The 12,178-nt window shown below is 65.2% G+C and carries 10 protein-coding genes and 1 tRNA gene; 3 read left to right on the top strand and 8 right to left on the bottom strand.

The features are described 5' to 3' along the window. Positions 1–842: 842 nt before the first annotated feature. The 7 genes from VEG08_06990 to VEG08_06960 all read right to left on the bottom strand — a co-directional run bounded on the left by VEG08_06990 (position 843) and on the right by VEG08_06960 (position 7,754). Positions 843–1,436: a hypothetical protein gene (locus VEG08_06990; GenBank protein HXZ27729.1), complete on the bottom strand. Its 594-nt coding sequence runs from the start codon at positions 1,434–1,436 to the stop codon at positions 843–845. A 4-nt stretch (positions 1,437–1,440) separates the two neighbouring features. Further along, positions 1,441–1,836 (bottom strand): helix-turn-helix transcriptional regulator, encoded by a 396-nt coding sequence (locus VEG08_06985; GenBank protein ID HXZ27728.1) that lies wholly within the window; start codon positions 1,834–1,836, stop codon positions 1,441–1,443. A 1,924-nt stretch (positions 1,837–3,760) separates the two neighbouring features. Continuing rightward, positions 3,761–3,854 (bottom strand) — tRNA-Ser (locus tag VEG08_06980). A gap of 125 nt (positions 3,855–3,979) precedes the next feature. Next, positions 3,980–4,405 carry a hypothetical protein gene (locus VEG08_06975; protein HXZ27727.1) on the bottom strand — a complete coding sequence of 142 codons (426 nt, stop codon included), beginning with the start codon at positions 4,403–4,405 and terminating at the stop codon, positions 3,980–3,982. 14 nt (positions 4,406–4,419) lie between these two features. Continuing rightward, positions 4,420–4,632, bottom strand: coding sequence for a helix-turn-helix transcriptional regulator (locus tag VEG08_06970; protein ID HXZ27726.1), 213 nt, complete (start codon positions 4,630–4,632; stop codon positions 4,420–4,422). A gap of 1 nt (position 4,633) precedes the next feature. After that, a complete protein-coding gene (locus VEG08_06965; protein ID HXZ27725.1) occupies positions 4,634–5,155 on the bottom strand; it encodes a DUF2975 domain-containing protein in 522 nt (173 codons plus the stop codon). Between the two features lie 109 nt (positions 5,156–5,264). Next, positions 5,265–7,754 carry a M1 family aminopeptidase gene (locus VEG08_06960; protein ID HXZ27724.1) on the bottom strand — a complete coding sequence of 830 codons (2,490 nt, stop codon included), beginning with the start codon at positions 7,752–7,754 and terminating at the stop codon, positions 5,265–5,267. Positions 7,755–7,801: 47 nt separating this feature from the next. Between VEG08_06960 and VEG08_06955 the strand changes: the two genes are divergently transcribed. The 3 genes from VEG08_06955 to VEG08_06945 all read left to right on the top strand — a co-directional run bounded on the left by VEG08_06955 (position 7,802) and on the right by VEG08_06945 (position 11,838). Then, positions 7,802–9,196: a peptidase MA family metallohydrolase gene (locus VEG08_06955; protein HXZ27723.1), complete on the top strand. Its 1,395-nt coding sequence runs from the start codon at positions 7,802–7,804 to the stop codon at positions 9,194–9,196. Between the two features lie 112 nt (positions 9,197–9,308). Beyond that, positions 9,309–10,052: a SpoIIE family protein phosphatase gene (locus VEG08_06950; protein HXZ27722.1), complete on the top strand. Its 744-nt coding sequence runs from the start codon at positions 9,309–9,311 to the stop codon at positions 10,050–10,052. Between the two features lie 139 nt (positions 10,053–10,191). Then, on the top strand, positions 10,192–11,838 hold the full coding sequence (locus tag VEG08_06945) for an AsmA family protein (GenBank protein ID HXZ27721.1): 1,647 nt from the start codon (positions 10,192–10,194) through the stop codon (positions 11,836–11,838). A 76-nt stretch (positions 11,839–11,914) separates the two neighbouring features. On the opposite strand, the gene VEG08_06940 is transcribed toward VEG08_06945, so the two are convergent. Then, positions 11,915–12,178, bottom strand: a 264-nt coding sequence (locus VEG08_06940; GenBank protein ID HXZ27720.1) for a prolyl oligopeptidase family serine peptidase, incomplete at its 5' end; no start/stop codon positions are given.

Below are 12,178 nucleotides of genomic sequence, written 5' to 3'. Positions count from 1 at the left end.
GTGGCCCACTCAAGCCCGGTTTTGGCTTGAGTGGGGATTTTCTCGGGGGTAATCTAACCTTGTGCCTTGGGGATTGAAACGATTTCAGCAAACCGGACACAGCCACTTCGTCACCTTCTCCTGCTATCGCCCGGCAGAATCTCAATATCCGAACCTATCGCCAGTTTGTCGAGAAGCTTCGCTATATTCACGGCAATCCGGTCAAGCGCGGATTGTGTGCGCGCCCAGAAGACTGGGAGTGGAGCAGCTTTCGTCAGCACGCAACGGGATGTGAGGGACGAGTACAGCAAGAGTACTCGTGCGTGATGCCGACGCCAACACGGAGCACTGGTATATTGGACAAGTCGCAATTGCCTGGTATAGACCCGGCCTTACCTCCAGGTAAGGGACCATTCCGCTAGCGTCACCCAGTGCGCGGAGTACTTCGCCTCCGCCTTCGAGTGACTTCACAACCACCAACGCGCCCGGGAAAGGGTCGCCGCCGCGAAAGAGAACTCTCACGCGCAGTGGCGCGGCACTTGCTGGGAGACAAAGAAGGCTCCAAACCACCAGCATTAAGGCAAACTCCCGGGGTGAGGCACATGTCGAACTGCTCGACTCCCCCATGACGTTCGTCGTCCTTTACGACGGTGCGTTGACAAGACAAACGTTCACCGTCGCATCCGTGAAGGAAATCCGGGCCCAAGGGAAGGACATCGTGCTGAGAGTTGGCCACGGTCCTTCTCAATGCGCAGTCCAGCCCTAGTGGTCGCCACTGCCGGCCAGTCAGATCGCGTTGGTTAAGTTTGCCTTGGGCGGCAGCGGAACAGGACCATAACGTTACGTACGTTCGTAACGCGGGGCTAGCCGGGCAGGCGATCTTCCCAATGGGGCAGCATCATTAGAGGGAAAGCCCACACAATCAGCAGTGCGCTCACCAGCAGAATCGCCACGAACTTACCCCAACCGGACTTAATCTCCCCGATGCCCTCTAACAGCGGTTGCCAGCTCTTGATTGCTCCATAGGCTCGCACGGCACCGGCAAAGCTCTCCGCCCGCGCTTCCATGTCGACGAAGCTGCTTGCGACCGGACAGCCCATTTCCCGGAACTCATACTCGATAAGCTCCCGCAATTCGTGAAACAGGGTGTGCTCCCGGGTACCGGGAAACGCCGTCGTTGTAACCTCTCCGACAATGATCTCCCTCTTCCCCTCGTAGCGGTGGTTGTGGCCCCGGAACTCCCTAGGAAGCTTCTGGACCGAAACGCCCACGCCGAGATCCCGGCAGAATTGCTCCAGGTCCTTGAACTCCAACGCTCCTTCCACCCGGAAAAAGGAGACGAACTCGTCTGCAAGGGTGTGTTCGTCCGGGGGCCACTTTGCGGAATGGTTTGTGACCACCGCTTCGCAGAAGCCGCGAAGCGTCAAGGGAGGCTCGATGGTGATTTCCGGTTCCAAGGCTTTAGCTGCTCTCCAGGAGCGTTCTACCGGTCACCTTCTCGTACATTTCGACGATAAAGCGCTTGGCGTCCAGGGAGAGGTGGGCCGCCTTGAGCCGGGTCCCGTGGCGGTAGTTAGGATCGGAGAGGACATGCTCGTATGCCCGCTCGATGCGCCGCTTTTTCTCCATCTCCGCCTCATCGGGCAGATACCCCGCCTGTACCATCAGCTCCCGCACTGGCACCTGGTAGAGCGCGGCCAGCCGGTTGAGGATATCGGGATGGGGAGGCTTCCTGATGCCCCGTTCAATCTGAGAGACGTATGCGTTGGAGACCTGGGCAGCCTTCTCCACCTGCTTCAGAGTCAGTCCCCTCTGCTTCCGTAACGTTCGCATGTACGCGCCGAACTGGGATGGCATGCCCACAGCATAGCTCAGCCTGTTACTTATTGCAAGATTACGCGTTCTACGGCTTGACACAACGCGACCAACCCTGCTCTAATACTACAGCAAGATTCTGTTAACTATATGCCGATGCAATCTGGATCGAAACTCCGGTTCCCCTGTCCCGTCTGCGGGGCAGGCCTGGACGTGCGGGAAAGCAAGAAACGCAAACCCTACGTGGTCTGTGATCCCTGTGGGGTGCAGATGTTTGTGCGCAGCCCCAGCGGTATTGACCGCTTCAATGCGCTGGTGGCGCAGGGTGAATCCGGAAATGCCTTTGACCGGCTGGCGAAGATGGAGCGGCGCTACCGGAAGGAGTGCCCTAAGTGCGGCAGGAAGTTTTGGATCACCCCGGAGCTACTGGAAACGAGTTGGTTTGACGGTGAGCTTTCCGGTTGCAGGTGCCCAGAGAAGGGGTGTGGGGGAGTCGTGAAACTGGAGCGTGGAAAATGAAGATCACATTCTTGGGAATACTGTTTTTCGTAGGGATCGCCGTCGTCTTGGTCGCAATTATCGGGCAGCAAAACAAGAACCCGGGCGAGTCCCAGGCGAAATGAAGCCCTTGCCAATCCCAGTCAACGGCTCACCCAGCCTGCTCTCAGCCGAGCAGGTCTCGGACCTGACGGGCCTTTCCATCGAAACGCTGGCGCAATGGCGTTCGCAGCGGCGGGGCATCCCGTATTTGAAAATCGGACGACGGGTCCGATACGATCTCTCCGACGTTCAAGCTTACCTGCGGGGTTGCAGGGTTTCTGTCTCCGATCCGCAAGAAAGGAGGCAGGAATGAGCGTCTACAAGCGGGGCGGGGTCTACTGGTACGACTTCTGGTTCCAGGGACAACGCTTCAGACAGTCAACTGGGCTCAATAACAAGACGGCTGCGCTTCGCGCAGAGGCCATCTGCAAGGCGGAACTAGCGGAGGGTCGGGCTGGTATCGTCCAGCGAAAGGCGTGCCCTACCTTTGAGAGTTTCGTCGTGAACGAGTTCCTACCCTGGTCCGAGAAGCAGCATGCGGCGCATCCCAACACGCACAAGCGGTACAAGGTCAGTTCCAAGCCGTTGATTGCGTTTTTCGGGAGATTGTCGCTGGATGCCGTCTCTTCGGGTCAAGTGGAGAAGTTCAAACTGGCCAGGGCAAGCGAGATTTCACCGGCAGGCACCAATCGGGACCTGGCGGCTCTTCGGTTCATGCTGAATCTCGCTATCCGGCAGGGGCACATGGGGCGTAACCCAGTGCTGGGAGTCAAGTTCCTACCGGAAGGCCCTGGCTGCATGCGGGTGGTCTCCCACGAAGAGCAGCAGCGGTACGTGGCAGCAGCACAACCGTTACTCAGGGATGTCGCAGTGCTGATTTTGGAGACTGGCATGCGCCCGGAAGAGGTGTTCCGAACCAAGCATGAGAATGTGCACCTCGACCGGCGCTATGTCTTTGTGCCGAACGGGAAGACGAGGTTCGCCCGACGCAATGTCCCGTTGACCGACGCGGCAGTGGAAGTTCTGGCGCGGAGGTTGGACGCGACGGAGGGTCCCTTGCTCTTCCCAAGCCAGGGCGACCCCACAAGGCCGCTCGGCTCGGTCCAGAGGCAGCACGAGGCAGCCCTGAAGGAAGCTGGTATTCAACCACGGTTCCGCCTGTACGATCTCCGTCACACGTTCGGGTCACGCTTGGCAATGGCGGGAGTAGACCTGCCGACTCTCAAGGAGTTGATGGGGCACTCCCATATCTCGACCACCATGAGATACGTCCACCCGACGCCAGAGCACAAGCGCGACGCGATACGGAAGCTGGAACGTTTCAATGCCGGGCAGGAGAAGGGTCCGGGGTCCCCACAAAAGTCCCCACAGGAGGCTTTTGCGGCACCGATTTCAGGCCCGGCTACTTCCTCGCAGGTGATTGAAATGGCGGAGAGGGAGGGATTCGAACCCTCGATACAGGTGTTAGCCCGTATAACGGTTTAGCAAACCGCCGCCTTCAGCCACTCGGCCACCTCTCCGGAGATGCAGGGGTGCAGGCGGGAAGAATGTGCTTCCCCAGCATTATAGCGGATGGTGCGTCTCACGGTTGTCAACCGCTGGCGGTGGAGTTCCGAGCTTTCACCCTTTTCTGAATCCCAGGGGCTCAACGCCAGCGCTCGGACGGCTGCTTGATGTAGTGGCGATAGACGTAACCCCAGGGGATGACGATCGGCATCAGGATGACGCCAGCGGTGATGGCCTGAAAGTCCCCGGGCCAGGTCGGGGGCGTTTGGCCGGTGGACCATTGCGGTAACCCAAACGCGAGGAGCCAGATAGTCTTCCAGGAGAACTCGAACAGCAGCAGCGGCAGCATCTGCACGGGATAGCGCAAGCCGAGGAAGGCCAGCAGCCATATCCCGCCAAGCAGGCCGGGGATCACCCCGCGCGATGTTAGGTCGTGGCTGATGAGCACCGGCAGGTTGGTCGCGCCGAGGCCGACGATCAGCAGCAGGTAGGTGGCGCGGAGCACATACAGCCGCGCCAGCGAAACATCGCTGTGGGCGCGCGCCTTTGTAGCAGTCGAAGCCATGGCAGCCTCCAAAGTCATGCGGAGTCGGGCCGAAACTCCAGAAGATCCCCGGGCTGGCAAGACAGGGCCGCGCAAATGGCCTCGAGCGTCGAGAATCGGATCGCACGCGCCTTGCCGGTCTTGAGGATCGAGAGGTTGGCGAGCGTGATATCGATCGTCTCGGCCAGCTCGGTCAGGGTCATCCGCCTCGCGTACAGCAGATCGTCGAGCTTGACGACGATTGCCATGTCACACCGTCCCTTCGAGGTCTTCACGCATCAGCGTCCCTTGAACGAAAACCCGGGCGAGAACGAAGGTCAGGAAAACAGCCAGCCAGCCGCTGGGGGAAAAGCCGGCATTGAGATGAAGCGGGTGGGCGGGCGTCGAAATCGCCTTGCCAATTCCTCCTATGACCAGGCTGAGCAGCTGGAGAGCGAGCAGCATCCAGGCGATGGCCTGCAGGCGGTAGGCGTTCGCCGTGACGAACGGGTCGCCGCTCCGCACCGTCTCGACCATCGCGAGCAGCCGCTTCAGGACGGCGTAGTTGAGCGGGATTGCGACCAGGCCGAGTGCCGCAATCGCGCGCATGCCGATGACGAGGGCTCGGGTCTCGGGCGAAGATGGGACGCCGAGCGCGGTGAACGTCCATTGCTCATACGCGATCGAACAGATGAGCAGCGCGAGAATGGCCGCGCCGGACAGCCAGTTGAGGACGACCAGGATGCGCAAGGCGAGCCAGGTGAGGGGCAGTGCGGCCGAGTGGTTCATCATCAATCCTCCGCCAAAAACGTGATGTATCGATAAACGATAACACATTTATCGACTATCAGCTACTTTATCGCGTGCAGCCCTATGGAACCCACGCTGCGGATAACGCCGCTCAGGGCCGGGCGAGCACGGTCTGGTAGGGATCAAGCACGAGCTTCCTGGTCTCCGGGGGGACGGGGAACTGGAAGCTGGTTTCGGGGCCGTCGGCGAAGACGCGCCCCAGCCACAGCAGGCGGCCGCCGCCGGTATCGGCATACACCGGCACGCCGCTCACCAGCGCCGCCGGAGCCTCCTGCTGCAGGATGACGCCGCTGGCCACGGTCTGTTCCGGGCGGCGGGTGATGCGGACCTCGCCCAGCTTGAGCCGGGGCACGGCCGTGCCGTTCACCCACTGCTCGAAGAACCAGTCCAGGGAGCGTCGGCCTTCGTAGAGCGACGAAGGCGGCAGCGCCTCCTCGAAGGCCTTCTGCAGGTCGGCGTTGGAGATGGACTTGCCCGCGAAGCGCTCCTGCAGGCCGCGCAGGACGCGGAAGAAGGCGGCGTCGGGATCGCCTTCGGCTGCGCCTGCCTTGCCGGGGCCGGCCTTGCCCTCCTCGCGCAGCAGGTAGCGCAGCATGTGCAGCAGCCAGGTCCCGCGCCCGTAAGCGACCGCATCGAAGCCGTCGGGGAAGTACCACGAGTTCAGGCGCTGGCCCAGGGTGACGGGCCCGGCCTCCAGGTAGGCTTTGCCGTGCGGCCCGGCACGCAGCAGGTCCTGGCGATAGTGCTCCATCACCGCCCGGAAGTCCTCCGGATGCTTGCGCTCCAGCAGCAACAGGGCGGAGTAGTTGGCCAGCGCTTCCATCAGCCACTGATCGCGGTAGCTCTTCCACAGGACGGCGTCGCCCCACCATTCGTGGGCGGTCTCGTGCCATTCCATGAGATTGCTGTAGAGGATGGCGTCGTACTCGTCGCGACCGCGGCGCACGCGCTCCTGCGAGGCCAAATAGGCATAGTGGGAGAGGAAGACCAGCCCCGGCCAGCCCTGGCTGGCGGTTCCCGGCATCTCCGTCAGGGCCAGCGAGCTGTAGGGGAAAGGACCGAGGCGCGGAGCCAGGAAGTCCACCGCCTGGGCCGAGAGCCGCGCCACCGCGTCGGCCTTGGCAGCGGGATCGGGGGGAGGCAGCACCACCGGGCTCTCCATGCGCGGCGAGGCGCCGGGGAACCAGCGCGGGATGACCACCACGTCCTGGGCAGGGGGAGGAACCGGCGGCCCGGGCGCGGCGAAGGCCTGGATGGTGACTGCGCCCGCCCGCGCCGTCGCCCCGGCGTACTGCCCCAGGTTGAAGCCGCCGAGGGGTATCGGCTTCTCCGCCACCCAGTGCGCGACCTGCTCGCCCGCGTTGTCCTGCAGGGAGACGCGCTTGCCGGTGGCCAGGAGCGTCCAGGGCTTGGGATAGTGGAACTCGAGATCGAAGCTGGCCATGGCCGGGCCCACGTTGGGATACCAGGTGCCGCGCGCGCCCACGTACATCAGTCCGCCGCCCGCCTCGGAGAGGACGGGGCCGGCATAGACGAAGCGCAAGGAAAGCCGCTGTCCCGCCGCCAGGGGCTCGGGAAAGGCCAGCGCCAGCAGGTCGTTGCCGCGGCGGGCCAGTTGGCTACCCTCTACGGGCTCGTTCTGGATGACCTCCAGGGGCCGGCCGTCGGCGCTCACCGCGCTCACCTGCAGGTTGCGGGAGAGTTCGAAGACCAGGACGCGCTCGCCGCCGCGCAGCATCTGCACTTCCAGCTGCGCCTCCGCACTCAGCTCGTGCGGCGGCGACACGTGCGCCACGATGCGGTAGCTGCTGATCTGCAGCGGCGGCCCGGTCGGGAAGGCCGGGGCATGGCGGGAGGCGGCGGCGCGCGCCGAGGCCATGGGAAACGCCGCCCACAGGTCGTAGTACGGCACCCCCTCCACGGTGGTGACCTGTCCCACCGAGACCTGCTCGGCATAACTCGTGTCCAGGCTGAGGTCGAAGGCGCCGTAGTGCACGCCCGCCAGTTGCAGGCGCAGGAAGCGGCCGGCGGGGGCGCCCTCGCCGGGCGCGCGGGTGAAGTTCAACAGCAGGCGCAGAGCGTCGGTCTGCGCCAGCACGCGGGCCGCCGGGTCCCAGCGCGCCACGAACTCGGCGGCATCCTGGCCGGAGAGGGGCTGCAGCCCGGCTTCGAGGGCGCGGGCGGTGTCATCGTCGAAGCGCAGGAACGCGCTGGTGAACTGCTCGTCCAGGATGGGTGCGCCGGTGAACAGGGTCATGGAGATGCGGTCGGGCTGATCGGGCGGAGTCAGCAGCACCTCCCCGTGGCCCTCGAAGTAGGCCCCCGTGATGCGGCCGTCCACCGCCTGGGTGAAGGCCAGGGTGCCGTCGTCGAAGGAGAGGTGGATGTCCTCGCGATCCAGGGAGGCGTCGCGCACGCTGTAGACCTGGGCGGCGTCCAGGCCGACGCTGCTGAGGCGGCGGTAGAGTTCCTGGGCGGAGCCCGCCGGGGCAGCCGCCTGGGCCGGCGCCGCCGGCGCTGCCGCCAGCAGCGCCAAGGCCAGCACCGCCATCCCCACCCGGGAGCGGTCTCTGGGTACCAACTCTCGCACTTCAGCCGGCCTCCACTTTGTTGCTAGAATGCGCCCTCGTGCGCTTCCGTGTCATCCTCTTCGGGCTGCTGGCCGTCGCGGTGTCGGCGGCGGACACCATCCACTTGAAGAACGGCCGCCGCATCGTGGCCGACAAGGTGCGGACCTCCGGCGACCACGTCGAGTACCAGATCGGGGACAACACCTTCGCCATCCCCAAGTCCCTGGTGGACCACATCGACGCCGGGGGCGTGCCCGGGGCGGCCCCAGGGGATGCCCTCCCCGCCCTCGTGCCCCAGACCCAGATCAAGGGCTGGGAGGACCTGCGCGCCAAGTTGATCCACGACGGCAAGGTGGACCCGGCGGCGCTGGCCGCGCTCGACAAGGCCGGCGACCCTGAATTGGCGGCGGCCGCCTACTTCGTGGCCGGGGCCTTCGAGGCCGGGAACGGGCGCGCCGAGCCCGCCCGCCTCGACCTGGAGCAGGCGCTGCGCTACCAGCCCAACAACGCGATCATCCTGGCCAACTACGCCAACGTGCTGCTGGCGCTGCGGCGCTTCGCCGAAGCCGTGCCCTACGCCGAAAAGGCGGTCCGCCTGGCCCCCGACTCCTTCGATGCCCAGGCGGTGCTGGGCGTGGCCTACTTCCAGAGCGGCCGCACCAAGGAGGCCATCGCCGCCTGGAAGCGCGCGCTCGCCCTCCAGCCCAATGCCACGGTGCAGGGCCTGCTCGACAAGGCCGAGCGCGAGCAGGCGGTGGAAAGCAACTTCGGCGAGCAGGAGAGTTCGCACTTCATCCTGCGCTTCGAGGGCGGGCAGAGTTCGCCGCGGCTGCGCCGCCAGATCCTGGAGACCCTGGAGGCCCACTACAGCGAGCTGGTGGGCACGCTGGGGGCCGAGCCCCGCGACGCCATCTCCGTCACCCTCTACACCAACCAGGCCTTCTTCGACGTGACCGCGGCCCCCTCCTGGACCGGCGCCCTCAACGACGGAAAGCTGCGCATCCCCATCGAGGGCAAGGAGGAGGTGGACTCGGAACTCTCGCGCGTGCTCAAGCATGAGTTGGCCCACTCCTTCATCAACCAGATCACTCACGGCCGCTGCCCGGTGTGGCTGAACGAGGGCGTGGCCATGGCGGTGGAGCCGCGCAGCTCGGCGGGCTACGGGCGCGAGCTGGCCCGGGTCTTCGCCACCCAGACCAACATCCCGCTCAACCAGCTGGAAGGCTCCTTTCTGAACTTCTCCCCGCAGCAGGCGGCCGTGGCCTACGCCGAGTCGCTGGCGGCGGTGGAGTACATCCGCGACACCTACGGCATGAGCGACGTGCAGCGCATCCTGCAGCGCATCGGCGAGGGCGCTTCCACCGAGTCGGCGCTGCGGGCCACCATCCACGACGGCTACGCCCAGCTCCAGGACGAGATCGCCGCCTACCTGAAACGCACCTACGGCGACTAGCCCGCTCCCAGCCTTAGACACCGCCCGCGGCCATGCGGCCCATTGCCCCATTGAGGGGAAGGCCGCGATGTGATAACGTTCAGGCCCTCCCCACCCGGACCACGCAATGAGCATGAAGACATTGTTCCGCGGCAGCGCGCCCTCCAAGCAGCTCCGCCAACCCGCGCCCACCATCGTGCCGCAACTGCAGAGCGTGCAGATCGCCGCCGCCTACCGCGCCGCGCGTCTGGGCGGCGACTTCTATGACTTCGTGACCACGGAGTCGCAGCGCCTGGTCTTCCTGCTCATGGACATCGCCGGCAAGCGCGACCAGGCCCTCAACATCGCCGCCGCCGTGCAGGACCGCTTCCGCGCCGAGGCCGCGCAGTACATGGGCCCCAACATGCTCAACCAGTCGGACGCGCTCACTGAGCTGCTGCTGGGGCTGAACCGCACCGTGCTCGACGCCTCCGGCGGGGTGCGCTGCGCTCCCACCTTCCTGGGCTGTTATGACGAGCCCATGGGCACGCTCTGGTACCTCAACGCCGGGCATCCTTCCGGCCTGGTGCGCGACCAGGAGGGCGTCACCCTGCTGGAAGCCAACGGCATCCCCCTGGGCCTGTTCTCGCACTCCACCCACGACGCCCAGATCTGCGTGCTGCAGCCCGGCGCCTCCGTGGTCATCCCTTCCAAGGGACTGGTCGAGGCCAAGGGCAAGGGCGGAGAGTTCGGCATCGAGCGCCTGAAGGAGTCCTTGCAGGCCGGCTCCTTCTCCACCGCCTACGATCTCTGCCAGACCGTCCTCAACGCGGTGGAGAGCTTCGGCAAAGGCACGCCGCAGAACGACGTCACCATCCTGGGCCTGATCCGCTCCTGAACTGTCTGCGCCCGGACCTTGGGGGGATGGCGGGATTTGCTGCGCTTTTTCGCGGGTGCTAGCATGCGGCTAGCGCCCACGCTGTCCGGCCCGGCAGGCACCAGCCCAGCGTCTTCGCGATCGCGGCGGGAGGTCTTCCATGAAAAAGAAAACCTGGATCCTGGTGGCCGCCGTGGCTGCGGGGATCGTGCTCGTGCTGCTCGCCCTGCCCCTGCTGGTCAACGTGGACGCCTATCGCCCCATCATCCAGAGCCAGTTGAGTTCCTCGCTGGGGCGCGAGGTGAGCATCGGCCACCTCAGCCTCTCGCTGCTGGCGGGCGGCATCTCCGCCCGCGACATCACCATCGCCGACGATCCCGCCTTCAGCAACACGCCCTTCCTGCACGCCCAGTCGCTGGACGTGGGCGTGGACCTGCTGCCCATGATCTTCTCCCGCTCCCTGAAGGTGCACTCGCTGACCCTGGAGCAGCCGGAGGTGACGCTGCTGCACTCGGCCGCGGGACGCTGGAACTTTTCCAGCCTGGGGCAGCCCGGCAGGCCGGGCAAGAAGGGTCAGCCACCCAGCGAGGCATCTTCTTCCAGCAACTTCTCGGTGGGCAAGCTGCGGGTGGTGGACGGCAAGATCACCGTGGGCGAGAGCGGGCGCAGCGCCCGCCGCACCTACGAGAAGGTGAACCTGGAGGCGGAGAACATCTCCTTCGACTCGGTGATCCCCTTCACCCTGGAGGCGGTCACGCCCGGCGGCGGCAAGCTCAGCCTGGGAGGCAAGGCCGGCCCCATCGACCGCCAAGACACGGCCGCTACCCCGCTCGACGCCACTCTCAAGGTCGAGCACATGGACCTGGGGGCCACCGGCTTCCTCGATCCCTCCTCCGGGCTGGGCGGCAGCCTCGACCACACCGGCACCATCAAGTCCGACGGCAGGACGCTGCACGCGGAAGGCACGGCCAGCGTGGACAAGCTCAAGGTGGTGAAGAGCGGCCAGCCCGCCCGCCAGCCCGTCAAGCTGGACTACGCCACCGACTACAGCTTCCCGCGCCAGTCCGGCGAGTTGACGCGCGGCGACCTGCACACCGGCTCCAGCACCGCGAAGCTTTCCGGCAGCTACAGCACCCGCGGCGACTCCACCGTGCTCAACATGAAGCTGCGCGGCGACAGCCTGCCGGTCGGCGACGTGGAGGGCGTGCTGCCTGCCTTTGGCGTGATCCTGCCCTCGGGCTCGCGGCTGGAAGGCGGCACCGCCAGCGCCAATCTCGCCCTACAAGGGCCGCTCGACCGCCTGGTGACTTCGGGGCCGGTGAGCGTGAGCAACACCCGCCTGGCGGGCTTCAACCTGGGCTCCAAGATGTCGGCCATCGCCGCCCTCACCGGCCTGAAGACTGGCTCCGACACCGTCATCCAGTCCATGAGTTCCAACCTGCGGGTCGCCTCCGAGGGAGTGCGCGCCGACAACCTGAACATCGTGATCCAGGACCTGGGCACGGTGACGGGCGCGGGCACCATCGGCGCCAACAACGCCCTCAACTTCCGCATGCTGGCCAAGCTGGCCAACGGTGGCGGGCTGGTCGGCGGCATGGGCCAGATCCTCAGCATGGGACAGCAGCAGGGCACCATTCCCTTCCTCATCCAGGGGACCACGTCCTCGCCGATCTTCGTGCCGGACGTGGCCGGACAACTGACCAACACCATGGGCGCGCCCGCGCAGGGCGTAGGCGGGATCCTGGGCGGCCTGCTGGGCGGGGGGCAGCAGCAACAACAGCAGCAACAGAAGAAGAAGCCGCACTAGATCGGGGTTGTCGAATTCAGCCGTCCCTTACACAACCCAGACGCCCAGAAGGATTCTGCCGAACACTTGGCTCCCCTCACTTCGCGTTCTTCACATACTTGTCCAGAAACTCGGCGATCGCGCTGTAGCCCCGGATTCGGTTGCTGCGCTTGGCCATGCCGTGGCCCTCGTCGGGAAAGGCGATGTACTCCACCGGCACGCCCCGCTCCTTCACCTTGGCCACCATCTGGTCGGCCTCTTCCTTGGGCACGCGGGGATCGTTGGCGCCCGCGATCACGAAGAGCGGCGCCCGGATCTTGTCCACGTAGTGGATGGGCGAGATGGAGGCCATGAACTCGGG

The sequence above is a fragment of the Terriglobales bacterium genome (assembly GCA_035624475.1).
GTDB lineage: Bacteria > Acidobacteriota > Terriglobia > Terriglobales > Acidobacteriaceae > DASPRL01.
This window is presented reverse-complemented; position numbering and strand designations above follow the sequence as displayed.